At 34.9% G+C, this 25,439-nt stretch carries 29 protein-coding genes; 17 read left to right on the top strand and 12 right to left on the bottom strand.

The annotated features are described in order from the left end of the window. Nucleotides 1–59 precede the first annotated feature (59 nt). The 10 genes from VK161_RS10530 (at nt 60) to VK161_RS10485 (ending at nt 7,827) form a co-directional block, all read left to right on the top strand. Nucleotides 60–2,201, top strand: coding sequence for a TonB-dependent receptor (locus VK161_RS10530; protein ID WP_324214741.1), 2,142 nt, complete (start codon nt 60–62; stop codon nt 2,199–2,201). Nucleotides 2,202–2,371: 170 nt separating this feature from the next. Beyond that, the gene (locus VK161_RS10525) at nt 2,372–2,992 is read left to right on the top strand and encodes a hypothetical protein (RefSeq protein ID WP_324214740.1); all 621 of its coding nucleotides are present in this window, start codon (nt 2,372–2,374) and stop codon (nt 2,990–2,992) included. A 32-nt stretch (nt 2,993–3,024) separates the two neighbouring features. Further along, a complete protein-coding gene (locus tag VK161_RS10520) occupies nt 3,025–4,365 on the top strand; it encodes a histidine kinase (RefSeq protein ID WP_324214739.1) in 1,341 nt (446 codons plus the stop codon). Further along, entirely contained in the window at nt 4,365–4,691 is a 327-nt protein-coding gene (locus VK161_RS10515; protein WP_324214738.1) for a 2TM domain-containing protein, read from the top strand. Before VK161_RS10520 ends, VK161_RS10515 begins: the two co-directional genes overlap by 1 nt. 15 nt (nt 4,692–4,706) lie before the next feature. Continuing rightward, complete coding sequence (locus tag VK161_RS10510; RefSeq protein ID WP_324214737.1) at nt 4,707–5,012, top strand: 2TM domain-containing protein; 306 nt, start codon at nt 4,707–4,709, stop codon at nt 5,010–5,012. An 18-nt stretch (nt 5,013–5,030) separates the two neighbouring features. Further along, a complete protein-coding gene (locus tag VK161_RS10505) occupies nt 5,031–5,354 on the top strand; it encodes a 2TM domain-containing protein (protein WP_324214736.1) in 324 nt (107 codons plus the stop codon). Between the two features lie 110 nt (nt 5,355–5,464). Then, complete coding sequence (locus VK161_RS10500; protein ID WP_324214735.1) at nt 5,465–5,824, top strand: four helix bundle protein; 360 nt, start codon at nt 5,465–5,467, stop codon at nt 5,822–5,824. Nucleotides 5,825–5,864: 40 nt separating this feature from the next. Further along, nucleotides 5,865–6,620 (top strand): LytTR family DNA-binding domain-containing protein, encoded by a 756-nt coding sequence (locus VK161_RS10495; RefSeq protein WP_324214734.1) that lies wholly within the window; start codon nt 5,865–5,867, stop codon nt 6,618–6,620. 104 nt (nt 6,621–6,724) lie between these two features. Then, a complete protein-coding gene (locus VK161_RS10490) occupies nt 6,725–7,216 on the top strand; it encodes a TlpA disulfide reductase family protein (protein ID WP_324214733.1) in 492 nt (163 codons plus the stop codon). A gap of 17 nt (nt 7,217–7,233) precedes the next feature. Beyond that, nucleotides 7,234–7,827, top strand: a complete 594-nt coding sequence (locus VK161_RS10485) for a thioredoxin family protein (protein ID WP_324214770.1) — start codon at nt 7,234–7,236, stop codon at nt 7,825–7,827. Between the two features lie 58 nt (nt 7,828–7,885). Here the strand turns inward: VK161_RS10485 and VK161_RS10480 are convergent, their stop codons facing one another. From VK161_RS10480 to VK161_RS10455, 6 genes are all read right to left on the bottom strand, one after another. Then, nucleotides 7,886–8,659, bottom strand: coding sequence for a CDP-alcohol phosphatidyltransferase family protein (locus tag VK161_RS10480; RefSeq protein WP_324214732.1), 774 nt, complete (start codon nt 8,657–8,659; stop codon nt 7,886–7,888). 41 nt (nt 8,660–8,700) lie between these two features. Continuing rightward, nucleotides 8,701–9,720, bottom strand: a complete 1,020-nt coding sequence (locus tag VK161_RS10475; RefSeq protein ID WP_324214731.1) for a COX15/CtaA family protein — start codon at nt 9,718–9,720, stop codon at nt 8,701–8,703. Nucleotides 9,721–9,849: 129 nt separating this feature from the next. After that, entirely contained in the window at nt 9,850–11,283 is a 1,434-nt protein-coding gene (locus VK161_RS10470) for a CCA tRNA nucleotidyltransferase (RefSeq protein WP_324214730.1), read from the bottom strand. Between the two features lie 31 nt (nt 11,284–11,314). Further along, the gene (locus VK161_RS10465) at nt 11,315–11,689 is read right to left on the bottom strand and encodes a GxxExxY protein (RefSeq protein ID WP_324214729.1); all 375 of its coding nucleotides are present in this window, start codon (nt 11,687–11,689) and stop codon (nt 11,315–11,317) included. Between the two features lie 42 nt (nt 11,690–11,731). After that, nucleotides 11,732–12,301 (bottom strand): L-threonylcarbamoyladenylate synthase, encoded by a 570-nt coding sequence (locus tag VK161_RS10460; RefSeq protein ID WP_324214728.1) that lies wholly within the window; start codon nt 12,299–12,301, stop codon nt 11,732–11,734. Between the two features lies 1 nt (nt 12,302). After that, the gene (locus VK161_RS10455) at nt 12,303–13,109 is read right to left on the bottom strand and encodes a class I SAM-dependent methyltransferase (protein ID WP_324214727.1); all 807 of its coding nucleotides are present in this window, start codon (nt 13,107–13,109) and stop codon (nt 12,303–12,305) included. A gap of 99 nt (nt 13,110–13,208) precedes the next feature. Between VK161_RS10455 and VK161_RS10450 the strand changes: the two genes are divergently transcribed. From VK161_RS10450 to VK161_RS10430, 5 genes are read left to right on the top strand one after another with little or no spacing between them, the layout of a single operon-like run. Next, a complete protein-coding gene (locus VK161_RS10450; RefSeq protein WP_324214726.1) occupies nt 13,209–14,321 on the top strand; it encodes a glycosyltransferase family 1 protein in 1,113 nt (370 codons plus the stop codon). Further along, on the top strand, nt 14,321–15,283 hold the full coding sequence (locus VK161_RS10445) for a GDP-mannose 4,6-dehydratase (RefSeq protein ID WP_324214725.1): 963 nt from the start codon (nt 14,321–14,323) through the stop codon (nt 15,281–15,283). Before VK161_RS10450 ends, VK161_RS10445 begins: the two co-directional genes overlap by 1 nt. Before the next feature lie 12 nt (nt 15,284–15,295). After that, the gene (gene gmd, locus VK161_RS10440; protein ID WP_324214724.1) at nt 15,296–16,384 is read left to right on the top strand and encodes a GDP-mannose 4,6-dehydratase; all 1,089 of its coding nucleotides are present in this window, start codon (nt 15,296–15,298) and stop codon (nt 16,382–16,384) included. Next, a complete protein-coding gene (gene fcl, locus VK161_RS10435; RefSeq protein WP_324214723.1) occupies nt 16,384–17,307 on the top strand; it encodes a GDP-L-fucose synthase in 924 nt (307 codons plus the stop codon). Before gmd ends, fcl begins: the two co-directional genes overlap by 1 nt. 2 nt (nt 17,308–17,309) lie before the next feature. Continuing rightward, complete coding sequence (locus tag VK161_RS10430) at nt 17,310–18,125, top strand: glycosyltransferase family 2 protein (RefSeq protein ID WP_324214722.1); 816 nt, start codon at nt 17,310–17,312, stop codon at nt 18,123–18,125. 32 nt (nt 18,126–18,157) lie between these two features. On the opposite strand, the gene VK161_RS10425 is transcribed toward VK161_RS10430, so the two are convergent. Genes VK161_RS10425 through VK161_RS10410 form a run of 4 tightly spaced genes read right to left on the bottom strand, consistent with a single transcriptional unit; the run spans nt 18,158 to nt 21,840 of the window. Further along, a complete protein-coding gene (locus tag VK161_RS10425) occupies nt 18,158–19,354 on the bottom strand; it encodes a glycosyltransferase family 4 protein (RefSeq protein WP_324214721.1) in 1,197 nt (398 codons plus the stop codon). Between the two features lies 1 nt (nt 19,355). Next, nucleotides 19,356–20,291 (bottom strand): glycosyltransferase family 2 protein, encoded by a 936-nt coding sequence (locus tag VK161_RS10420; RefSeq protein WP_324214720.1) that lies wholly within the window; start codon nt 20,289–20,291, stop codon nt 19,356–19,358. Continuing rightward, complete coding sequence (locus tag VK161_RS10415) at nt 20,288–21,085, bottom strand: glycosyltransferase family 2 protein (protein WP_324214719.1); 798 nt, start codon at nt 21,083–21,085, stop codon at nt 20,288–20,290. The genes VK161_RS10420 and VK161_RS10415 overlap by 4 nt, the downstream gene beginning before the upstream one ends. A gap of 2 nt (nt 21,086–21,087) precedes the next feature. Beyond that, complete coding sequence (locus VK161_RS10410) at nt 21,088–21,840, bottom strand: glycosyltransferase family 2 protein (protein WP_324214718.1); 753 nt, start codon at nt 21,838–21,840, stop codon at nt 21,088–21,090. Nucleotides 21,841–21,917: 77 nt separating this feature from the next. On the opposite strand from VK161_RS10410, the gene VK161_RS10405 reads away from it, so the two are divergent. Next, nucleotides 21,918–22,631, top strand: coding sequence for a polysaccharide deacetylase family protein (locus VK161_RS10405; protein WP_324214717.1), 714 nt, complete (start codon nt 21,918–21,920; stop codon nt 22,629–22,631). On the opposite strand, the gene VK161_RS10400 is transcribed toward VK161_RS10405, so the two are convergent. Beyond that, entirely contained in the window at nt 22,623–23,360 is a 738-nt protein-coding gene (locus VK161_RS10400) for a glycosyltransferase family 2 protein (protein ID WP_324214716.1), read from the bottom strand. The genes VK161_RS10405 and VK161_RS10400 overlap by 9 nt on opposite strands. A gap of 53 nt (nt 23,361–23,413) precedes the next feature. Between VK161_RS10400 and VK161_RS10395 the strand changes: the two genes are divergently transcribed. Continuing rightward, nucleotides 23,414–24,229: a glycosyltransferase family 2 protein gene (locus tag VK161_RS10395; RefSeq protein WP_324214715.1), complete on the top strand. Its 816-nt coding sequence runs from the start codon at nt 23,414–23,416 to the stop codon at nt 24,227–24,229. A 144-nt stretch (nt 24,230–24,373) separates the two neighbouring features. Here the strand turns inward: VK161_RS10395 and VK161_RS10390 are convergent, their stop codons facing one another. After that, nucleotides 24,374–25,438 (bottom strand): glycosyltransferase family 9 protein, encoded by a 1,065-nt coding sequence (locus tag VK161_RS10390; RefSeq protein WP_324214714.1) that lies wholly within the window; start codon nt 25,436–25,438, stop codon nt 24,374–24,376. Between the last annotated feature and the right edge of the window lies 1 nt (nt 25,439).

Raw genomic sequence — 25,439 nt, 5'->3', positions numbered from 1 at the left:
TTATAAATTTTATAGTTTTAGCATTTGATGCAACTTTGCTTCATCAAAATACAGCAACCATGAAATCAATTTTTACTTTACTCGCTTTTGTAGTTTCAACACTACTTTTTTCACAAACCAAAGTGACTGGAAAAGTCATCGACGAAAAAAATAATCCTATTTCTGGAGCCAATGTATTCATCGATGGTTCCTACGATGGCGGTTCTACCGACGACAAAGGCGAATTTGCATTTACTACAACTGAAACTGGCTCAAAAAACCTTAAAGTAAGTTTCCTTTCGTATGAAACAGCAATTATTGCGGTTGATTTATCGAATTACCAATTTGTGACCGTAAAAATGAAAGAAAGCGTTAATATGCTCGACGCTGTTGTAATCAATGCCGGAACTTTTGAAGCGGGTGACAAAGCCAAAGTTACCGTTTTAAAACCATTAGATATTGTTACCACAGCGGGTTCCAACGCCGATATTGTGGCAGCTTTGCAAACTTTACCAGGAACACAAACCGTTGGAGAAAGCGGTCGATTATTTGTTCGCGGAGGTGAAAGTGACGAAGCACAAACGTATGTTGACGGAATTAGAGTGGCACAACCGTATGGCGCAACTACTCAAAATTTGCCCACTCGTGGCCGATTTTCACCGTTTTTGTTCAGTGGAATTTCGTTTTCCACTGGAGGTTATTCGGCTGAATATGGCGAAGCTTTATCGAGTGTACTTTTATTAAATACTATTGATGAGGTGACCGAAGAAAAAACCGATATTTCGTTTATGACGGTTGGTTTAGGTTTGGCTAATACTCAAAAATGGAAAAACAATTCGATTAGTTTCAATACGGCTTACATCGATTTGGCTCCGTATCAATTAATTGTGCCACAAAATGTAGATTGGAACCGAGCGTATCAATCATTATCAGGTGAAACGGTGTACCGTCATAACTTCAAAGAAGGTTTGTTAAAAGTGTATGCCGCTTTTGATACTTCACGTTTCGATATCAATCAAGAAACCATCAACAGTACTGAAAAAACACGAGTAGACCTGAACAATAATAACTTCTATCTCAACACTTCATATAAAGTGAATTTAATGAGAAGATGGCAGTTGAGTACTGGATTGAGTTACGGTTATGGTAAAAATAAAATTGGTTTAGATACTGATAAAGTAAACAATACGGAACACGCTTCTCATCTTAAAGTTAAAGCAAGAAAATCATTTTCAGATCGAGCTAAATTGACTTTTGGTGCGGATTATTTCATCACACAATTTGATGAAGATTTCAACTCTACTTTTAAAAGTGGTTATGATGCCAACATTGCTGCCGCATACTCCGAAATTGATATTTTCTTTTCTAAAAATTTAGCTGCAAAAGCCGGATTGCGTGTGGCCAACAATGATTTACTCAACCAAGCGGCGGTTTCGCCAAGAGCATCATTGGCATACAAAGTAAGTAAAGCCAGTCAGTTTTCATTGGCGTATGGCGAATTTGAGCAAGCACCACGTCAGGATTATTTGAAATACAATTCCAATTTCATCAATGAAAAAGCGTCGCATTACATTTTGAATTATCAATACAACCATAATAAACGTACTTTTAGAAGTGAAATTTATTTTAAAGATTACCGCAATTTGGTTAAGTACGATTCTGATTTTGTGGCATTCGATTCGGAGTTTAACAACAATGGTTATGGGTTTGCCAAAGGATTGGATATTTTTTGGAGAGACGGAAAAACCTTTAAAAATTTAGAATACTGGATTTCGTATTCGTACATTGATACACAACGCGATTATAAAAACTACAGAGCCGAAGTAACACCAAGTTTTGTAGCCAAACACAACTTATCAATTGTAACCAAATACTGGATTGACGACTGGAAATCGATGGTTGGTTTTTCGCATACGTTCAACTCCGGCCGACCTTACGATAATCCAAATGAAACCAGTTTTATGAACGGGAAAACCAAAATGTACAACAATTTGAGTTTCAGTTGGGCCTACTTATTATCACAACAAAAAATTCTGTATTTTTCGGTGAATAATGTTCTCGCTACAAAAAATGTTTTTGGTTATGAATACGCTAATACACCCAATAGTAACGGAGTTTTTGACCGAAGAGAAATTACGCCAACTGCCGATCAGTTTTTCTTTGTAGGCTTCTTTTGGACCATCAGTGAGAACAAGAAAGACAATCAGTTGAATAATTTGTAAAATTAAAGCTTCAATTTATCAAAATCTAAGAAGTCTAAGTCAGTCTAAAAAACAATTCATCCTCAAAAAACAACAGTTCAGTCACAATTAGTTTTATACAAAGCAAAAGCAACCGAAATTTGTCTCATCAAACTAAAAGAAATTTTAAAACCATATTAAACAATATCATTATGAAAACAATTATCACAACAATTACATTATTCGTTTTGAGTCTGGTATCAGCCCAAAGTCAATTTGAGCAAGGAATGAGCAAAGCCTTCAGTTTATGGGGCGAAGGAAAATCAACAGAAGCTTCGGCACTTTTTGAGCGCATTGCTTCGGCAGAAAAAAACAACTGGTTGCCTAATTATTATGTAGCGTTAGTGAATACAACCGATGCTTTCGATCCGAAAAACAAATCAAATGCTCCAGCATTATTAGACAAAGCTCAAAAAGCATTAGATGAAGCAGCTGGAATTAGTTTTGACAACCCAGAAATAATGGTGTTACAAGCTTTAATTTATACAGCATGGTTGGTTCAAGATCCGATGACCAACGGAATGAAGTATTCGGCATTAGCCATGAAAGAATACGAAAAAGCATTGGCAATTGCACCGAACAATCCAAGAGCGGTATTTGGGAAGGCCGAATTTGAAATAGGAGGCGCCAAATATTGGGGAACCGATACCAAACCAATGTGTGAGCAAATCGCTAAATCAATTGAACTTTTTGCTAACTTTAAACCAGAAAGTGAATTCCACCCAAAATGGGGTTTAGATAGAGCGCAAGAAACATTAAAAACATGTAAATAATTTGTCGTTTCATCTGAGTAAAAGCTAAAGTCATGATAAACAAAATTATAAAAGAACTTCCAAGAGCTATAGTAATCTCAATTGCCATTTTCTTTGTATTAGTGGTAATTCGATTGATTGCTGGAGTCAAAATTCAATTGGATGAGAATTTGTTAATCAACTTTGGTTACTCAATGCTTTACGGACTTTCATTGTATCTGGCCAATGCAGCAATATTCATCTACTTGGATACTGTTTTTACAGCCGAACGATTTACCAAAAGGAGAGTTTTTATAGGGTTTACCGCTTCGTTTTTAGCATCCATTTTTGTGATTTTTTTGCTGCGTGTTTTTGAAGATGTAGTAATGAAAGGAGCTTCTTTTAGCACTTTTCTTTCTCAAGAGAAAATGGCTAATTACTTGGTTGCAATTATACTAACATTTGTAGTTACACTGGCTTTCCATGCTTTTTATTTCTACAAAGCGTATCAAGAAAATCGGGTAAAAGAGCAGAAAATCATTGCCGGAACTGCATCCGCTAAATTCGAAAGTTTAAAAAACCAAATTGATCCGCATTTTTTGTTCAATAGTCTGAATGTACTGAGTTCGTTAATAGAAGAAAATCCAGATAATGCACAACGTTTCACCACTTCATTATCAAAGATTTACCGCTACGTTCTTGAGCAAAAAGACAAAGAATTAGTTACCGTTCAAGAAGAATTAGCATTTGCAAAAACGTACATGAATTTACTTAAAATGCGATTCGAAAACAGCATTTCATTTGAATTGCCTGAAAATTTTGAAAACTCAGATGCCAAAGTAGTGCCACTTTCGTTACAATTATTATTGGAAAATACGATAAAACACAATGTGGTAAGCGAGCAAAAACCGTTGCACATCAAAATTTTTATTAAAGATAATTATCTAGTCGTGCAAAACGATTTACAGAAAAAAGAAGTTTTACAAGATCGAAAAGGAGTTGGATTGCAAAACATCATCAGTCGCTACGGAATTCTAACCAATCGCAAAGTACTGATTGACTCAAATGAAAGCATTTTTGCCGTTCATCTTCCCATTTTAACCAAACAAGTATCAACTATGGAAACAGTCTATACAAACAATCAAAATACGGCGTATTACAAAGCCAAAAAGCGAGTGGAAGAACTCAAAGGATTTTACGGAAATTTAATTTCGTATTGTGTGGTTATTCCGATTTTAATTTATGTAAATTTAACCTATTCGCCTCATTTTCATTGGTTTTGGTTTTCTGCAGGTGGTTGGGGTTTCGGATTGCTGATGCACGCATTCAAGGTTTTTGGCTACAGCTCCAATTGGGAAGAACGCAAAATTAAAGAGATTTTAGAAAAAGAAAATACAACTAAAAACTGGAAATAATGGAAGCAAATCAAACCTCAATTGAAGAAAAAGAACTGCTCGAATTGGCCAAGAAAAGAGTAAAACTGCTCAAAGACTTTTACATTCACTTGTTCATTTATGCAATTGGAATTACCATTTATGTTTTGAAAACGTACTACAGTTTTCCGTTCAATTTCTTTCCCATTCAGCACATCAACGGATTTGTAATGGCCGTTTGGACGTTCTTTCTGGTAGTTCAAGCTTTTCAACTATTTGTTAGTGAATTTGTATTTGGAAAGAAATGGGAAGACAAAAAAATCAAAGAAATTCTATCAAAAAAATCAGAAAAACAAACCTGGGAATAATTTAAAATGACAATTATGGAAACAAATTATAACGAAGAAGAACGCTACTATCAAGCCAAAAAAAGAGTAGAAGAAATCAAAGGATTTTACGGAAATTTAACCGCTTATGTTTTGGTAAACATCTTTTTAATCGTATTGAATTTAGTAACTTCACCCTCGTATTTATGGTTCTTTTGGCCATTGTTAGGTTGGGGAATCGGAGTTGTTTTTCACGGATTGAGCGCGTTTAAAGTGTCTCCTTTTTTTGGTAAAGAATGGGAAGAACGCAAAATGAAACAGTTCTTAGAAGAAGAAAAAAGAAACATCGAAAAGTGGCAATAACCAAATAATACAAACTTTATGGAAGTCATCAACAATCAAGACAGCAATCGAGAAGCCTATGAAATGGCTCGAAAAAAAGTAAAGAAGCTAAAAAACTTTTATACTCACTTAATTGTATATATTTTAGTGAATACTTATCTATTAATTAAACGATACAATAATTTAGATGATGGTGAACTATTTTTAAGCCTCGAAGCATTTTCAACTGCATTTTTCTGGGGAATTGGTTTAGTGGCGCATGCGTTTTCAGTTTTTGTACCGCATTTTATTCTCGGAAAAAATTGGGAAGAAAAAAAGATCAACGAATACATGAAGAATGAGCAAAATAAGAAGTGGGAATAGTTTGAAGATATAATTGTAGCAAAGTTATTGAGTTGTAAAGTTGCAGAGTTTCAAAGTTTCAAAGTTTGAGAAAAATATAATTTATAAACCATATAGACAAAATACTAGCCATGAAAACCTTTAGAGATTTATTAATTTGGCAAAAAGCCATGACTTTAGTTACCAACTGTTATTCAATTTCATCAAGTTTTCCTAAAGAGGAAATGTTCGGATTAACTTCTCAAATCAGAAGATGTTCTATTTCTATTCCGAGCAATATTTCTGAGGGTTATGGAAGAGGAACAAATAAAGATTATCATCGTTTTTTGACCATCTCTCTTGGATCGCTTTTTGAATTTCAAACCCAACTGGAAATTGCCTACAATCTGAAATATACATCTCTAGATAACTTTAATACACTATATGAAGACAGTAGAGAGCTTGAACGAATGTTAAGTTCTTTCATAAGCAAAGTAAAAGAAACTCTTTAACTTTGAAACTCTGCAACTCAATAACTCAGCAACACAACAAATGAACATCATCATCATCGAAGACGAAAAACCCGCAGCACGATTACTTCAACGTAAAGTTGAAAAACTCGGATTGCAAGTCAACCAAATGTTGCATTCGGTAGAAGAATCAATTAACTGGTTTCAAAATAATTCACATCCCGATTTGATTTTTCTCGACATTCAATTGTCGGATGGTTTATCGTTTGAAATTTTTGAAGCAATCGACATCAAAAGTGCTGTAATTTTTACCACAGCATACGATGAATATGCATTGCGCGCTTTTAAACTCAACAGCATAGATTATCTGCTAAAACCTATTGATGAAGACGATTTATCAATTGCAATAACAAAATTCAAAAATCAATTTCAAAAAAGTGGTGTTGGTGCATTGGATTTTGAAATGATTAAAAAAATGCTAATCAACCCAATTGATCGCATCTACAAAAAGCGTTTTACCATTAAAATGGGACAACAATTAAAAATGATTCCAATTGAAGAAGTTGAATGTTTTTTCAGCGAAAATAAAGGAACGTATTTACATACTTTTGACAACCGCGATTACCTCTTGGATGGAACCTTAGAGCAATTAGAAACCGAACTCGACCCAAACGATTTCTACCGCATTTCCCGAAAATTCATCATTCCGATGAAAGGAATTAAAGAAATTCAAATGTACAGCAATTCGCGTTTGAAAGTCATTTTACCTACTTATAAAGACGATGAGGTCATCGTTGCACGTGAAAAAGTAACCGATTTTAAGAATTGGTTGGGGTAATTCCAAATGCTAAATTTGATTTAATTTTTTGTTAACTAGCGAATTACTTCTTCGTTTAGTTAGTAACTTCGTGCATCAGTTATTTTCAAATTGATGTATAAGGTATGCGCATCTTAATTTCACTGTTTTTTTTCTCTTCTTTAGTACTTTGTCCAACAGTCAAATGTCAGGATTTGCTAACATTTGAAAAGTTTGAAGAATTAGAAAAAGAACTTGTAAAAGAAAACGATACTTTGTATGTCATCAATTTTTGGGCAACTTGGTGCGCTCCTTGTGTAAAAGAATTGCCTTATTTTGAATCGTACAACAATGAAGTAAAAGATCAGAAAATCAAGGTGATTTTGGTCAGCCTCGATTTTAAAAAGCAAATCGACAGCCATTTAAAACCTTTTTTGAAAAAGAAAAATTTCAACTCTCAAGTGGTTTTGTTGAACGATAAGGATTACAATTCGTGGCTCACCAAAGTGGATGATGAATGGTCAGGCGCGATTCCAGCTACTTGGCTCATCAAAGGCAATCGCCGATTATTTGCCGAACGCGATTTTGAAAATGTTGCTGAATTGAAAGAATATGTGAATTCATTTACTAATCAATAAAATACTATACTATGAAAATGATTGCTCTTATTGTTGTATTCTTCACAACATTGTTTACATCTAATCCGCCGGTAGCAAGTGGTTACAAACCTGGCGATAAGGCTACCGATTTTAAATTGAAATCGGTTGACGGAAAAATGTACAGCATGTCGGATTACAAAAATGCCAAAGGCTTTATAGTGGTTTTTACGTGTAATCACTGTCCGTTTGCCGTAAAATACGAAGATCGAATTATTGATTTAGCTAAAAAATACGAACCGAAAGGATACATTTTATTGGCCATCAATCCAAACGATCCTGAAGCACAACCCGCCGATAGTTATGATTTAATGAAAGTGAGAGCCAAAGAAAAAGGATTTACATTTCCGTACTTATTTGACGACGGACAAAAAATTTACCCACAATACGGTGCTACTAAAACACCACACGTGTTTTTATTGGATAAAAATTTAATTGTAAAATACATCGGAGCCATTGATGATAATGTGGAAGACGCTTCGGCTGTAAAAGAAAAATACTTGGAAAATGCGATTGCCGCTTTAGATAGAAATCAAACGCCATCGCCTGAAACAACCAAAGCAATAGGTTGTTCCATCAAAACGAAAAAATAAATTAATTGTAATGGGTTAATGAGAGAAGAGTGGAAGCTTAGGTTTTCACCCTTTTTTTTTACGATTTGATCCAAATCTTTCTGATGGCAATCATTACCAAAATCAATACAGAATAAGCAATAAAAAATAAACCAATGTATTCGATGCAATCAAAAGTAAGCATTACTGCGATGATTAATAGTTGAAATCCCAATCCGTAAAGCGAAAGTAACGTCATGAACCAATTGGGAAAGGTTTTGACTTTGTAAGCATCCTGATCTAAATAATGAATGATTTTATCAAAAACACCATAAACAACAGTATAAATTCCGAATAAAATCGTAACCGATTTCTGAGTTTCGCCTGGTAGAGCTTTAGGTGTTTTGTATTCGAAAATTTTGCTAGTAGTATCGCCACCAACTGATTTATTTCTCAAAATAACATAGTAGTAATTGTACAATGTTCCTTGCAATTGAATACCGATAAACGCTAAAATTACCACCCAGAAAGAAGTGTTGGAAACATAACAAATCGCCATCAAAAAAAGAAAGTTCAAAATGATGTCAAAAACACTATCCAAATACCTTCCAAAATACGATGGTGTGTTTTTTAGACGCGCCAATTCGCCATCGGCAGCATCAATTCCGGATTTTAAAATGATGAAAAAACCGGCTAGAAAAAAATAATTATTTGTAATACAAACAATGGCCAATAAGCCCGAAATTCCAAATAGAATTGTAACGTGAACAGGAGTAAATCGAGTGTTTTTTAATTGATTAGCTAAGAATTTTCCAAAAGGTCTTCCGTAATCGGATAAGTCAAGAAATTGATCTTGAGCTGTAAGTTTTGACATTTAAAGGTTATAAAAAGAACTGCGACAATATAGTCTGTAATTTATTTGCTCAATCGGTGTAAAGTGTACGTCATCGCACTCAACAAGAAGAAAGCGGTAATTTGATGAATCAATCCCAATGCTAATGGAACCGAATAGAGTAATGTAAAAACGCCCAATAAAAATTGGAGGAAAACCAATCCAACAAGCGCATTCAAACCTCTTCTTTGTTGTAAAGTAAGTACAAATTGTTTACTTTTTATATACAAGAATACAATCAACCCTACAACAACATATGCCATAGTTCTGTGTACGAATTGAACACCGCTTTTTCCTTCGGTTAGGCGCAACAACCAAGAGTCTTTTTCGAGTACAATACTTTCGTGAAAAAATTGTCGATCACTCATCATCGGCCAATGATTGTGAATCAATCCGGCATTCAATCCAGCTACAAATCCGCCGTAAATAATTTGAATGATCAATACAACTAAGGCAATTCGAGCCCATTTTCTTAACGGAAGAATTGCTTCTCTTTTCGTCGGATAAATCAAATCCAATGCTACCCAAAGTGTGTAAGCAAACGTAATGAAGGCAAAAGTTAAGTGTAAAGCCAATCTAAAATGACTCACATCGGGATTATCTATCAATCCGCTTTTGACCATAAACCAACCCAAAAATCCTTGAAAAGCGCCCATTCCTAAAAGGATAACACATTTGTTAATTGTGGCTTTGTCCAGTTTCTTTTTAATCAGAAAATAAACAAACGGAATGATAAAAACGATTCCAATAATTCGACCAATAAAGCGGTGAAACCATTCCCAGAAGTAAATGAATTTGTAGTCGTCTAAGTCAAAATCATTGTGAATATTGATTTTTTGGTATTCGGGAAATTTCTTGTACTCGTCAAATGCGGCTTGCCATTTTTCTTCGCTCATCGGCGGAAATGTGTCGGTTACCAAATGCCAATCGGTCATTGATAATCCGGAGTTAGTCAAACGCGTAATTCCGCCCACGGTAACCATTATGAAAAGTAAAATACAACCTGAAAGTAGCCAGTAGATAACTGATTTATTTGAATTCATTTTTTAAGTTCTTAATGACTGAGCAACCGAGTTGCTAAGTCAGATGTGCAAATTTATATAGAAACTAGTTTTTTATTATGCGAACAATTTATAATTATTTACTAATTAATTTTAGAAGAACTCAGTCGGTTACTCAGTCGCTTTTTTCAAACCCATTTTGGCTGCTTTTGCCATAACAAAGTCGAATGCTGCTTGGTATTCATTCGGAATCTCACCTTCTAGAATGGCTTCTTTTACAGCTTCTTTCAACACGCCAATTTCACGTGATGGCTTTAAATTGAAGAGTTCCATGATTTCTTCGCCTGATATTGGTGGTTGGAAAACACGTACTTTATCGCGTTCTTCTACTTCAATTATTTTTTTGCGAACAATGTCAAAATTGTTGTGGTATTTTTTGAATTTCGCCGGATTCTTAGTCGTAATATCGGCTTCGCACAAGGTCATTAGATTATCAACATCTTCACCTGCATCAAAAACCAAACGACGCACGGCCGAATCGGTTACGATATCTTCCGACAAAACAATTGGTCGCGAACTCATCATGACCATTTTTTGAACAAATTTCAATTTATTGTTCAATGGCATGTGCAAACGTTCGAAGATTTTTTTGACCATTTTTCCGCCCAAAAATTCGTGTCCATGAAACGTCCAACCTTGTTTTTTGTGAAATTTCTTTGTGGGTGCTTTTCCAATATCGTGTAATAATGCAGCCCAACGCAACCAAACATCATCGGTATTCGGACAAATATTATCTACAACTTCTAAGGTGTGGTAAAAATTGTTTTTGTGGGTGTGACCTTCAATTTCTTCTACATTATTTAATGCTGTCAATTCAGGAAGAATAAGGTCTAGAAGTCCGGTTTTGTACAAATGCAAAAATCCAATTGATGGTTTTTCTGTAGATAAAATTTTATTCAATTCATCAACTATGCGTTCACCAGTTATGATTTTCAAACGTTCGCTGTTTCTTTTGATGGCTTCGAGCGATTCGGATTCAATTTCAAAGTTGAGTTGAGTAGCAAATCGAATGGCGCGCATCATTCGCAACGGATCATCCGAATACGTAATGTCGGGATTCAAGGGTGTTTTGATGATTTTATTCTGCAAATCCGCTAATCCATTAAACGGGTCAATTAATTCGCCATAATTGCTTTCATTCAATGAAAATGCCAACGCATTGATGGTAAAATCACGTCGGTTTTGATCGTCTTCCAATGTTCCGTTTTCTACAATTGGGTTGCGACTTTCTTTGTTGTATGATTCTTTTCGAGCTCCAACAAATTCAATATCTATTTCTTTGTAGCGCAACATTGCGGTTCCGTAGGTTTTAAAAACTTGAACTTTGGGTTTGTTCGGAAGTAATTCGGACACTTTTAAAGCCAATTCAATTCCGCTTCCAATGGCAACAACATCAATGTCTTTTTTAAAATCGCGTTGCAACAAATAATCACGCACAAATCCGCCAATGACATAACTGTCAACACCGAGTTCTTTGCTCGCTTGCGCAATAATTTTGAAAATAGGGTTTTTAAGAGCTTCTTTATGGTTGTTTTCCTTAGCCACGAATTCACGAATTTTTAAAAAAAAGAAATAACTATAAAATTATTCTTTTGTATTCTAATGAGTCATTATTGAAGTTAACTATCAAAGCTAATTGATTTCCTGATACTTTAAGATAATTTATTGCTTGCGCAATGTGCGAATCGGAAATTGAACTAGCTGATTTAACTTCTAAAATTATTTTATCCATTACAACAAAATCAGCATAAAATTTATGCTTCAATTCTGTTTCTTTATATTGTATCGAATACTCTTTTTCTCTTTCGAAAAAAATCTTTGATTTTTCCAATTCGTATTCAATTGCATCTTTATAAACTATTTCGAGAAAACCTTTCCCTAAGTTGTTATGAACTTCAAAAAGAATCCCTAAAAGTTTATAGCTTTCAGTTTTATAAATGATATTTGGCATGTAAATTCGTGCATTCGTGGCTTATATTAATTTATATATTTCTTACTTTCTGATAATTTTCACTTGATTATCCAACGTCAGTTTGATGATTGTTGAAGGTTTGTCACAGATTTTATCGTGGTGCAAATTTACTACATAGTCAACTCCATTTACAATTTCGGGGCTGATTTCTTTGAATGATTTGGGCGTAAACATTCCCGATATATTAGCAGAAGTCGAAACCAATGGTCTTTTCATTCGCTCCATCAATTTGAAGCAAAAAGGTTCTTTTACCAATCGAACTCCAAGTGTTTTGTCTTCGGCGATGATGTTGGGAGCTACATTTCGAGGATTATCTAAAATGAGTGTAGTTGGTTTCTCGGATAAGTCGAGGATTTGCCATGCAGTTTCTGGAACTTCCTTAAACACATTGTACATCATTCGATCTCCATTCATCAAAACAATCATGCTTTTCGAATCATCGCGTTGTTTCAACTTGAAAATTTTAGCGATAGCTTCTTCATTGGTAGCATCACATCCAATTCCCCAAACCGTATCAGTAGGATAAAGAATGATTCCGCCGTTTTTTATCACCTCAAAGGCATTGTGAACTTCGGTATTAATGTCGCTCATCTTATGAATTCAATTTGTTTTTTATGTAGTTGTAATCGGCTTCTAAGAGTGATTTTCTCTTGATGGTGTATTTTTTCTTAATGATGTACTTAAAGAACGATTTTAGGAATTTTGGTTTTTCAATTCCGAATTTAATTTGGTCGTTACTTAATTTTTTTGAAGTAAAAATATGTAGATTACCGTTTTTGCAATAGTAATTTTTATTGAAATGTTTCGCTATCAATTGCATGGCTTCTTCCGAATAAAAAGCGATGTGTTGCCCAGTTTCTTCCGTAATGTACCACCAATTTTCAATTTCTTTGTTGGTTTTTGGAGTGATTTCGGTCGAAAAAATAGCGTTATCCGAGTATTCGAAAATGGTAGCAATGTCATTCATCGGATCGTTAAAATGCTCCAGTACTTCAAATCCAGTAACCAAATCAAATTTTTTAATGTTGGTATCAGTTACATCAAAATAGTTGGCAAAAATATTATCACAGTAATCGTCTTGTCGATAAAAATTGAACCCTTCATCTCGCATCAATCGAACAAAAGCGCCGTATCCACCAGCGTAATCCAGCATGGTTTTGGCTTCAGGAAAGCAAATATTGATGATGGGTTTAACTTCTTTTGCCAAATGATTGTTTCGGTAAATCAAACCAATGTCTAATGAAGTAATAGCCGACTCATACGCTTCTTTCAACCAGGTTACTTCGTCGGTTTGAACAAACGAACATTGAGTACATTTATAATAATTAGTAGGGTATTTTTGAAGAATGGTTTTCTCGAAAATTTTTTCGGATGGGCTTTTACATATTTTACAATTCATCCTTTAGTTTTATTAAATGAAATCTAAATTTATATTATATCTTTGCTCAAATTTGGTCGCTTTAAGCCTCGACAAAATTAGTGAAAAAATATTACTTGTATGCGAATACTTTTAGAACCTCAAATATTTAAAGACCAAAAATTTGGCGGAATATCGAGGTATTTTTCTGAAATTTACAAACACATCCGAAATGAGAACAGCGACTCAATTCAACTTCCACTTGATTACACCGAAAATTTACATATCAAAGACCAAATAACAGCCGAAATTCCTTTTTTGTACAATTTGGGAATGAAAATTCCTTTTTTGAAGAAAAAATGCCGCAAAAAATTGGTCAAGCTTTCAGTAAAAAAAGCCAAAAAAATACTCAAACAACAACAGTATGATTTGGTGGTTCCAACGTATTACAATCCGTATTTTTTAGAACTTATTGGCGATAAACCTTTTGTTTTAACTGTCTATGATATGATTCACGAAACGTTTCCGAATTATTTCAAAGACGACCATCATACTGTACCCAACAAAAAGTTGCTTATGGAAAAGGCAAATAAAATCATTGCCATTTCACAAAGCACCAAAAACGACATACTCAAATTCTATCCTCATATTGATGCCAAAAAAATAGAAATAATTTACTTGTCGCAAAGCATCGATACTCAAAATTACGTATCGGTTGATTTGCCTGAAAATTTCATTTTGTTTGTTGGAAATCGTGGTTTGTACAAAAACTTTACTTTCTTTATTGAAGCCGTGGCCGATTTAGTGCTTGAAAATCCAGATTTACATATAGTTTGCGCTGGCGGAAATGCTTTCAAACCCGAAGAAATAGAACTGATCAATCGTTTGCAATTAACTGACCGAATCATTCAACGCAATTTTGAGGATGACGAGTTGGCTTCGTATTACACCAAAGCAAAATGTTTCGTTTTTCCTTCAGAATATGAAGGATTCGGAATTCCAGTTTTGGAATCGATGGCATGTGGTTGTCCTATTGTTTTAGCACATCACAGTTCTTTTCCCGAAGTTGCAGGCGATGCTGGAGTGTATTTCGAACTCAACAATAAGCACGATTTAAAAGAAAAAGTAAGCTTACTTTTGCACGATGAAAATGTACGTAAACAATATGTTGCAAAAGGATACGAACAAGCTCAAAAATTCAGTTGGAAGAAAACCGCTGAAGAATGTTATGCCTTATTTAAAACCGTAATTTAATGACAAAAAGAGCGATAATATCTGGAATTACGGGACAAGATGGATGCTATTTAGCCCAACTTTTATTGAACAAAGGCTATGAAGTTATTGGTCTTTCGCGCTCTTTAAATCATTTAAATGATAGTGGATTAAAGTACCTTGAAATCAGAGATAAAATAACTTTAGTTGATTGTGATTTGTTGGATGTCAATCAGATTTTTGATTTACTTACTAAGTACCAACCCAACGAGTTTTACAACCTCGCCGCTCAGAGTTCGGTTTATTTGTCGTTCAAAGAACCGATTGATACCTTTCAATTCAATACTCTTAGCGTTTTTAATTTGTTGGAAACCATAAAAAAAGTCGATCCCAACATTCGTTTTTACCAAGCCAGTAGCAGCGAAATGTACGGACGCGTAAATAAATTACCCATAACGGAAGAAAGTGTTTTGCATCCGTTAAGTCCTTATGCAATTTCTAAAGCTGCAGCGCATTTCACTTGTATTCATTACAGGGAAAGTTACGGAATGCACATCAGTTGTGGTGTTTTGTTCAACCACGAATCGTATTTGCGACAAGAAAATTTCTTTGTGAAGAAAGTCATACGAGAAAGCATCAAAATCAGCAAAGGTCAACAAGAATTTTTACTTGTTGGAAACATTGATGTCAACCGCGATTTTGGTTATGCACCCAAATACGTTGAAGCCATGTATTTGATGCTGCAACAAGAAAATGCCTCGGATTATTTGATTTGCTCAGGTCAATCAATTAGTTTGAGGGAAATTGTAAATTATGTGTTTAAAAAATTGAATATTCCAGAAAGTGCTTTAAAAATTAGCGAAGATTTGTACCGACCAGCCGATATTGAAGACATGTACGGTAGCAATACAAAGGCAAAGTCAAGTTTAGAATGGAACTATAATTTGACTATTTTTGACACATTGGATTTACTCATAGAAGAAGAAGTAAAGAATAGTAATTAATACAGAAGAAAAATGAAAGTAGCTTTGGTAACTGGGATTACAGGGCAAGATGGAGCCTATTTAGCCGAATTATTATTGTCTAAAGGGTATATGGTGCATGGTGTAAAAAGAAGAAGTTCGTTGTTTAATACACAACGAATTGACCACATTTATGAAGATCCACACATTGATAATCAACATTTTCGTTTGCATTATGGCGATTTGAGTGATTCGACCAATCTCATCCGAATCATTCAAGAAACACAACCCGATGAAATTTATAATTTGGGCGCAATGAGTCACGTAAAAGTGAGTTTTGATATGCCCGAATACACCGCAAATGCTGACGGAATTGGAACATTACGTATTTTAGAAGCTGTTCGTTTGTTAGGTTTAACCAAGAAAACTAAAATCTATCAAGCATCTACTTCTGAATTGTACGGATTAGTTCAAGAAGTTCCGCAACGCGAAACAACGCCCTTTTATCCGCGTTCGCCTTATGCTGTGGCCAAAATGTATGCCTATTGGATTACCGTGAATTACCGCGAGGCTTACGGAATGTTTGCGTGTAACGGAATTTTATTCAATCACGAAAGTCCGTTGCGTGGTGAAACTTTCGTAACTCGAAAAATCACACGCGGAATTGCTCAAATGGCTATGGGAATGCAAGACACGCTTTTCATGGGAAACATCGATTCTAAACGCGATTGGGGTCACGCCAAAGATTATGTAGAAGCCATGTGGATGATTTTGCAACAAGATCAACCCGAAGATTTTGTAATTTCAACGGGAGTAACTACCACAGTCCGCGATTTTATTAAAATGGCTTTCGCCGAAGTAGGAGTAGAGCTTGAATTTACAGGAACTGATGTTAATGAAATTGCTACTGTAAAATCAACTTCTAATCCTGAATTTGCTTTTAAAGTAGGTCAAGTGGTCATCAAAATTGACCCAACTTATTTCCGACCAACTGAAGTAGATTTGTTGATTGGTGACAACACCAAAGCCAAAACTAAATTGGGTTGGGAACCAAAGTATACTTTAGAAATGCTCGTAAAAGAAATGATGCAATCGGATGTTGATTTGTTCCGAAAAGAAAAGTTTTACAACGAAAATAAATAATGGAATTACATTCTAAAATATACGTTGCCGGTCACCGCGGAATGGTAGGAAGTGCCATCGTAGCCAATTTAAAGGCCAAAGGATTCACCAATATTATTGAGCGAACATCTTCAGAATTGAACTTAATCAATCAGGAAGATGTGGCCAATTTTTTTGAAAAAGAACAACCCGAATACGTATTCTTAGCAGCAGCAAAAGTGGGCGGAATTGTAGCAAATAATACCTACAGAGCCGATTTTATCTACGAAAATTTGATGATACAAAACAATGTCATTCATCAAAGTTATAAAAACGGAGTCAAGAAATTAATGTTTTTGGGTTCGTCGTGCATTTACCCAAAATTAGCGCCTCAACCGCTAGTTGAAGAATCACTTTTGACCGGTTTGTTAGAAGAAACAAACGAACCGTATGCCATTGCCAAAATTTCGGGAATTAAAATGTGCGATGCCTACCGCGACCAGTACGGCTGTAATTTTGTATCGGTAATGCCGACCAATTTGTACGGTTTTAACGATAATTACGATCTACAAAATTCGCACGTATTACCTGCTTTACTTCGTAAATTTCACGAAGCCAAAATCAATAACTCACCATCAGTAACGGTTTGGGGAAGCGGAACGCCTTTGCGCGAATTTCTTCATGCTTCCGATATGGCCGATGCGTGTGTTTTTTTAATGCAGAATTACAACGAAAAAGGATTTGTAAACATTGGTTCTGGAGTGGAAATTTCCATCAAAGATTTGGCTCATTTAGTCAAAAATATAGTAGGATTTACAGGTGAAATTGTTTTTGATACTTCAAAACCCGACGGAACTCCACGAAAACTAATGGACGTTTCCAAACTCACCCGTATGGGTTGGAACTACAAAATTGGTTTGGAAGAAGGAATTAGAATGGTGTACCAACAAAAGTTTATCGAATAAGAATGAAAATATCCATCATCACAGTCAATTACAATGATAAAGTTGGGTTGGAACGAACGATAAACAGCGTTCTTTCTCAAAACAATAAAAACTTTGAATACCTCGTTATTGACGGTAACAGTAATGATGGTAGCGTTGAAGTTATTGAGAAAAATAAAGACAAAATTGACTTTTGGGTCAGCGAAAAAGATTCCGGAATCTACAATGCCATGAACAAAGGAATTCGAACTGCCAAAGGTGATTACTTATTGTTTTTGAATAGTGGCGATTGGCTTTATGACGATAATGCCATTAGCAATGTTGAATTACTCATTGATGGTTCAAAAGACATTTATTACGGAAATGCCATTTTTAAGTTCGACAAAAAAGATAAAATAGTCAAATACGACCAACCTATTTCGTTTGAGTTTTTTACGTATGGGAATTTTTGCCATCAGGCAACTTTCATTAAAAAAAGCCTATTCTTTGATATTTCTTTTTACAACGAAAAGCGAAAAATCGTTTCCGATTGGGAGTTTTTTGCAGTGGCAATTTGCTTAAAAAATGCCTCACATCAGTACATGGATGTCATTGTGGCGAACTATGATTTAACCGGAATTTCATCGCGTCCAGAATTTGAAGAACTCAAAATGAAAGAGCGAAATGACGTGTTTCAAGAGTACTTTCCGATGTTCATCAACGACTACAAAAGCATCAATGAACTCAATTCCAAACGAATTCAGAACGTGTTACACATTAAGAAATTTTCGTTTGCTTGGAAAGTCTTCAAGGGAATTCTTAACCTTTTTATGCTCTTTCTTCCCAAAGAAAAAAAGTAGATTGAGAGATTAATCTGTGAATCTGTGGCAATTTAATAACTACCAATTGTTGCAATAATCGACTTTAAGTGTTCTACTGAAAACGGTTTCAAACTGTCTTCCGAATGATTTTGCAATTCCAACCACAAGTTTTTATCGGTATACAATTCGATGATTGCTTTGGCAAAACCTTCTTTGGTATCGTCAATCAATGCATTTTTTCGGTCGACTAATTTCATTCCTTCAGCACCAATTGAGGTTGTGACAACAGGTAAATAATATTCAAATGCCTGACCAATTTTTCCTTTTACTCCGGCGCCAAATCGCAACGATGCTACCATAATTCTATTGTCGTTGAAAAACGTTTCAACACTCGGAACATAACCGTGAAACACAAAATTGGGATGTTGAATGTCGTCGATGGTTTCTCTCACATTTCCGACTACATTTACTTTTACATCGGGCAATTGTTCCCAAACTATCGGCATGATTTCGTTGTATAAAAAGTACAATGCATCAATGTTAGGCGTGTGCGCCGAACCGATAAACAACAATCCATCGCGTTCTTCAAATGATTTGGTGGTAGATTTTTCAACTTTCGGATAGTGAATATTTGAAACTGTTATGAGTTTTTCGGGTTGAATGTACTGACTCATGATTTCTTTTTCAAGGTCGGAAATCGGAACGACTAAATCGACTTTTTTGGCCAATTGGGTTTCAATTTTTAAGTATTTTTTATAGCGTTTTCGGAGTGAAATTCGGGTTGGATCCAATTCAATGGCACGTTGGTAACGCAAAAAATGTATGTCAACCATATCAAAAATTGATTTTGAATGAGGTAGAATTTTAGATACTTTTTTGAAATTGTCTTTTAATGTATTCGGACTGTAATACCAAATGTAATCTACTTTCGGAATCGATTTTAAAAATTCAAAATACGACTTGTAGTGTTTCGTTTCTACATAAACAATCAAACCTAAGTTGACATAAAATTGAATGTATTCGTCGGTTCTATACGCATTTTCTGTACAAATTATGCAATTAAAACCTTCTTCTTTAAAATTCAAAATGATTTCTTTCAAACGATTGGAACCCGAATCACGATCGTGAGTAGGCATACTTCCATTAATGAAAACAATGGTTTTTTTGGATGCATCGTACTGATCAAAATTCGGAATCGAATGATCCAATTGTTCTTTTACAATCTTTTTCTTCTTGAGATAGAGCTTTATTTTTTTGAATAAACCCATTTTAATCGACGATTTTTTGTTTTAGTTTGAGTGATTTTGATAAAGGTGCGCCCGCCAAAAGCACTTTAAAAATAGGCCAATATTTGGGTTTAAAAATGCTTTTGAAGAAAAACTGTAAACGTAATTTATTGAGTAAAATCTGATGCCAAAAATAGCCGTAATGTTTACGAATTACGTACAAAAACGAAATTTTCAGTTCGGTTTTTATGGCGGTATTTTGCGGTGTACTTATTCCGTGATAGTGAATGAATTCGGCTTCCGGAATCAAATAGGCGTATTTGTTGATAGTTCGCAATCTCTTACACAAATCGGTTTCTTCGAAATACAAAAAGATATTCGTATCAAATCCGCCAACTTGATGGAAATCAGTAGCATTGACCACCATAAAACTTCCCGCAATAAATTGACCACGTTGCGGTTGCGTGTATTTTATCGTTCGTTTTGGATAGTAATTCGGATTGATTTTTTCGAGTAAATTACGTCCGAAAAATTCTTTCGCAGGTGAAGCAAAATGATCTAAAGTTGGTAGCATTTCGCCGTTTTCTTTGTAAGCGAATGGTCCGCAGATGCCAAATTCTGCATTCGACTTCATCGTTTTGATAATAATCGAAAGACAATCATTCATCAGAACCGAATCATTATTCACAAAAGCATAAAAATCAGCATTAGAGTAATGAACACCCAACATATTTCCGCCACCAAAACCTTGATTGATGTGATTGCGAATGAGTTGTGTGTTTGGGTGTTTTTTTGAATTAATGTAGTTTTCCAACGATAAATAATCGTCTTTTTGAGATGCATTATCAATAATTACGATTTGGTAATTCAAATCAGAAGCCGTTTTTTCAATAATACTTTCAATGCATTGCTGAGTGTAGGCACTGGAATTATAATTGATTAAAATTACGGCAACTTCATATCGTTTTGAATCCATCATAAATACTGATTTATTCCTTTTTCTATAAAAGTAAGTTTTTTTTCTGTGGTTTGACGTTCGATTTCATTATTGATTTCGATGTGACTTTTGGATTGCTCTTTGTGGTAAATATGATAAGCAATTCCGGCGTATTTCAAGCGTTTTCCTTTGATTCCGATGTTGTGTAACCGTTGAATCAATTCGGAATCGTCAATTCCCCAACCCACCAAACCTTCGTTAAAACCATTCACTTTAATGCAATCATCCCGCCAAAACGACATATTGCAACCGCGTAATTTTCCGGAACGCATGTCGTGCAATTTGGCCCATTTCATCATAAAAGGTAACCGAATCGTTCGTCCACGTTTCTTGATTCCGCTTGCAAATAATCCAAAATGGATGGTTTTATTTTTGAATATAGATTCTAAAGCGGATTGTTGAATATTTACTCTCGAACCAAACAAATAAACACCTTTTTCAGCATTTTCAAGATGATCTTGTACAAAATGACGATTCATAATAATATCGCCGTCAATTTCAACAATGTAATCATATTGGGCTTTTGCAATTGCCTTATTCATAATTTTTGGCTTTTGGTTTCCGTTGTCGGGATGCCAAATATGAATGAGTGGAATTGGGAATATCTTTTGAAATTTTTCTATAAGTTGTTTGGTTTCTTCTTTTGAACCATCATCAGCAATTATGACTTCGTTGGGCAAATGCGTCTGATTAAGTACACTCAGCAAAAGTAACTCTAATGCTTCGGGCCAATTATACGTTGGTGTAACGAGCGAACAAGTAGGTAGATTACTCATGATTATTCTATTTTTCGATACATCATCCACAGTTGTAAATAGCGTTTGAACACTGAAAATGAGTGAACATACGCTAAAATAAATCCTTCTTTACCATCTAAAACTCCCAATCGAAAAATGTATTGCCACAAGAAACGGTAAGTTGGCCGAATGAAAAAATGGTACAAATTGGGCCTCTTTTTTAGTTTGTATAAATTTTCCGCTTGTAATTTGCTGTACAAATTGAGTTTGTCATTGTAGTTATCAAAATTCTTATAACTAAAATGATCCAATTTGTTTTTTAAAACACTCGTTTTTCCGCTGCTTTGCACTAGTTCGTGAACCAAACCGTTGTACTGACACTGATTTTTATTAAATAAACGAATCGCTTTATCGTTCTGCCAACCGCCATATTTGATACGCTTTCCCATAAAATAAAAGTTACGCTTGATGTAAAATGCAACGATGTCTTTTGGGTTTTCAAGTGTCAATTTGATTTCTTTTTCTAAGTCGGCAGCAATGATTTCATCCAAATCAAAAAACAAAATCCAATCGTTGTTCGCTTGTTGAATGGCAAAATTACGTTGGTTGGAAAAATCATCAAATTTACGTTGAATGACTTTTACGCCCATTTGTTCAGCAATTTCAATGGTTTTATCAGTGCTTTGTGAGTCTACGAAAATAATTTCATCTGCAAAAGACAAACTTTCAACATAGCGCTTGACGTTTTCCTCTTCGTTATAAGTGATGGCTAAGGCAGTAATTTTTGGTACCAAATTATTTCGTATCTTGTAGTGTATATAATCACAAAAGTAATAATTTTACACAAACTATTTATTCCAAATTCATAGAAATGGCGCGATTACCCGTTTTAATGTACCATAATGTAACACCCAACATCAACGAAAGTGTTGAGTTGACCATTTCTACGAGCAAATTTGAAGAGCAATTACAGTATTTAGCCGAGAAAAACTATACTGCCATTTTTGCTTCTGAGTTGATGAATTCAAATGAAATTCCGCCCAAAAGTGTGGTGCTGACTTTTGATGATGTTACCGAAAATCAACTCCTGTATGCTTTGCCGTTGTTGAAGAAATACAAGTGTAAAGCAACTTTTTTTATTCCGTTTGCTTACATTGGAAAAACAGATGCTTGGAACGATGGTTGTGAAAAAATAATGAGCATCGAACAATTGCAATCACTCGATTCTGAGGTGGTTGAATTGGGTCATCATTCGTATTTGCATCGAAAATATGCTTCGTTAACAGCTGATGAAATTCAAGACGACTTTGATCAGAGTTTTGAAATCATTCACCAAAATAATTTAACTGTAGTTCCTGCTTTGGCTTATCCGTATGGAAATTTTCCAAAAAAAGGAATTCAAAATGAAGTGTTTTTTGAATTATTAAAGAAAAACGGAATCCAATTGGCGTTTCGAATTGGGAATAGAACCAATAAATTTCCATTGAGAGACAATTATAAGATAAAGCGAATTGACATCAAAGGTCAAGATAGTTTGCTCACTTTTAAATGGAAATTACGCGTAGGAAAACTGCGTTTATTTTAAGTCTTTTTCGATTAAAATCATCTTTACATAACGCGAAAAAACGCCGTAAGCATCAATGGTTGCAACGGCCAAACCTGGAATTCCATCCAAAAATCCTCGTCGAATAAAATAGGTGTGAAAAAAGCGGTAAAACGGCTTGAAAACCAAATGCAAATAGGTTGCTTTTTTGTTTTTGTCTTTACTCATTTTTGCCTGAAACCAAGCGTACGAATCTTTCTTTTTGATGTAATGAAACAAACCTTTGTAGGTATAATGAATCATGAAATTGTTGAGTAAACCAACCGTTCCTTTATGAATGAGTTTTTCATGAACTTCGCCTTCAAAATACACACCATCATTTTTTACCAATCGTACCACTTTATTTTCGGTATGGTACAAAAACCGATTCATATAAAAATGCGGAAACTTGATCTTGTAGGCGTTGTGTTTCGGGTTTTCGATGGCTTCCAACAACTCGTATTTTAATTTGTGAGGTACGCGTTCATCGGCATCTACAAATAAAATCCAATCGCCTTTAGCTAGTTTTATTGCTTCGTTTTTTTGATTAGAAAAATTATCAAATTGGCGTTGAATGATTTCGCAATTGAAGTTTTTGGCAATGCTAAGCGTATCATCAGAGCTGAATGAATCTACAATAATAATCTGATGAGCAAAAGCAACCGAATGCAAACAATCTTGAATGTATTTTTCTTCGTTGAAAGTCGGAATGATTACAGTGAGCGTTTGCATAGTATTTTTGGTAGAGTTCAAACATAGAAAAAATATTTTATCTTTGCAATCGAATGAAAAAAGATATTTCAGTAATAATAAGCACTTACAATTCGCCCGAATGGTTGGCCAAGGTTTTGTATGGTTATAATGCGCAAACATTTCGAAATTTTGAAGTAATTATTGCAGATGATGGTTCGGATGAGCGTACAAAAAAGTGCATTGAAGAACTGCAAAAGGAAGTTTTTTACCCAATTATTCACGTTTGGCACGAAGACAATGGTTTTCAAAAAACGATTATTCTCAACAAAGCCATTTTAGCTACTACTACTGATTATATTTTAATGACTGACGGCGATTGTGTTCCGAGAGAAGATTTTGTAGAACACCACGTCAAACACCGTGAAGAAGGTTATTTTTTGTCGGGCGGTTATTTCAAATTACCGATGCATTTGTCACAGCAAATCACAAAAGACGATATTTATTCCGGACGTTGTTTTGACATCAATTGGTTGCGAAGAAACGGAATAAAAATTTCATTCAAAAACAATAAACTAATCGCTAGTGGTTTACGAAGCTGGTTTTTGAATTTTACTACTCCAACTACTCCAAGTTGGAACGGTCACAATGCTTCGGGTTGGAAGACCGATTTTCTCGAGGTCAATGGTTTTGACGAACGCATGCAATACGGTGGAGAAGACAGAGAATTTGGTGAGCGTTTGGTTAATAATGGATTGAAGTCAAAACAAATTCGATATTCCACGGTTTGCATTCATTTGGATCACGCTCGCGGTTATGTTAAACCCGAAATGATTCAAAAAAACCTCCAAATCCGTAAAGAAACCAAAGAGCAAAAGAAGAAGTGGACGGAATTTGGTATTAAAAAATAGCGATCCAAACCGCTAATTGCTAAAATCATATAGTATCATTTTTTTTACCACAGATTCACAGATTATAAATCATTTAAAATCAGTGACACGAGGACGAAGGACGAACTGACGAAGTAATCTGCGGAAAAAGATTTTGAAATGCTTTTAATGCAAGTTATCTTTCAAAAAGGAATCCAATTCAGGAATGATCATTTCGGGAGTTAATTTCAAATACAATTCGCGCGGATTCTTCTCGATTTCCTTGTATTTTTCATAGGTCAATTCGGAAATCGCATTCGGTAAAAAATCGAGTAGGTGTACTGATTTGTGGAATTTCCCATCTTCAAAACTCGACCAATCGTCTTTGTTAATATACGGAGAAAATATCGTGAACGTAGGTTTATTCAGCGCTTTGGCAATATGAACTGTTCCTCCTTCGTTGGAAACGAGAACCGAACATTGATTCATCAGCACTGCAAAATCGCGAATACTCGGCGCATAAATGTCTAAAATAATGTTGGATTTGTGCGTGCACAAGTTGTAAATCTTGTCGGCTTCTTCTTTTTGACTGGGCGAATAATTAAATAGAAGATAGCAGTTGAATTGCTCTGAAATATGATCCACCAGTTGCGCTACGTATTCGTAAGGCATTGATTTTTGAGGAGTACTTCCCAAGATTCCGAGCATGATTATGGGTTTGTCTTGGTAGTTGTAGGGAACTTTAAATTGCTGTTCTTCTTCGGTTAAAAAGATTTTCGGTTCGTAGTTGATCGTATCAAGTGAGATTACTTGTTGCAATAAATGAATCCGATCTTCAATGGCTTTTCCGCAGATTTGGGTTTTCTCTTTCAGAATTTCTACTGGATGTGTGTAATAACCCAAATTACCTATTTTCTTGCGGCTTTTGTGACCAACGGTTTGTTTTGCACCACCAAATTTGCAAATGAGTCTGCTTTGTAATTTAGAATACGGATCAAAAATAATATCGTATTTTTCTTTCTGAACTTGTCGGATGGTTTTGAGCAGATTTTTGAATTTTTTCAACTCTTTTTCATTGATGGAAATGATTCTATCGATGTTGGGATTGTTCTGAATCACACCATGAGTGAACTCGTACGCCATCAAATGTACTTCGCTGTCGGGGAATTTTGCTTTGAAATTATTAGCAATAACCGAACTGATGAGTACATCACCGATGCGTTTGTTTTGGATGATTAAAATTTTTTTCATA

The sequence above is a fragment of the Flavobacterium sp. genome (genome assembly GCF_035299245.1).
GTDB lineage: Bacteria > Bacteroidota > Bacteroidia > Flavobacteriales > Flavobacteriaceae > Flavobacterium.
Note: the sequence above shows the minus strand (reverse complement) of the source record. Positions and strands in the feature narration are given on the sequence as shown.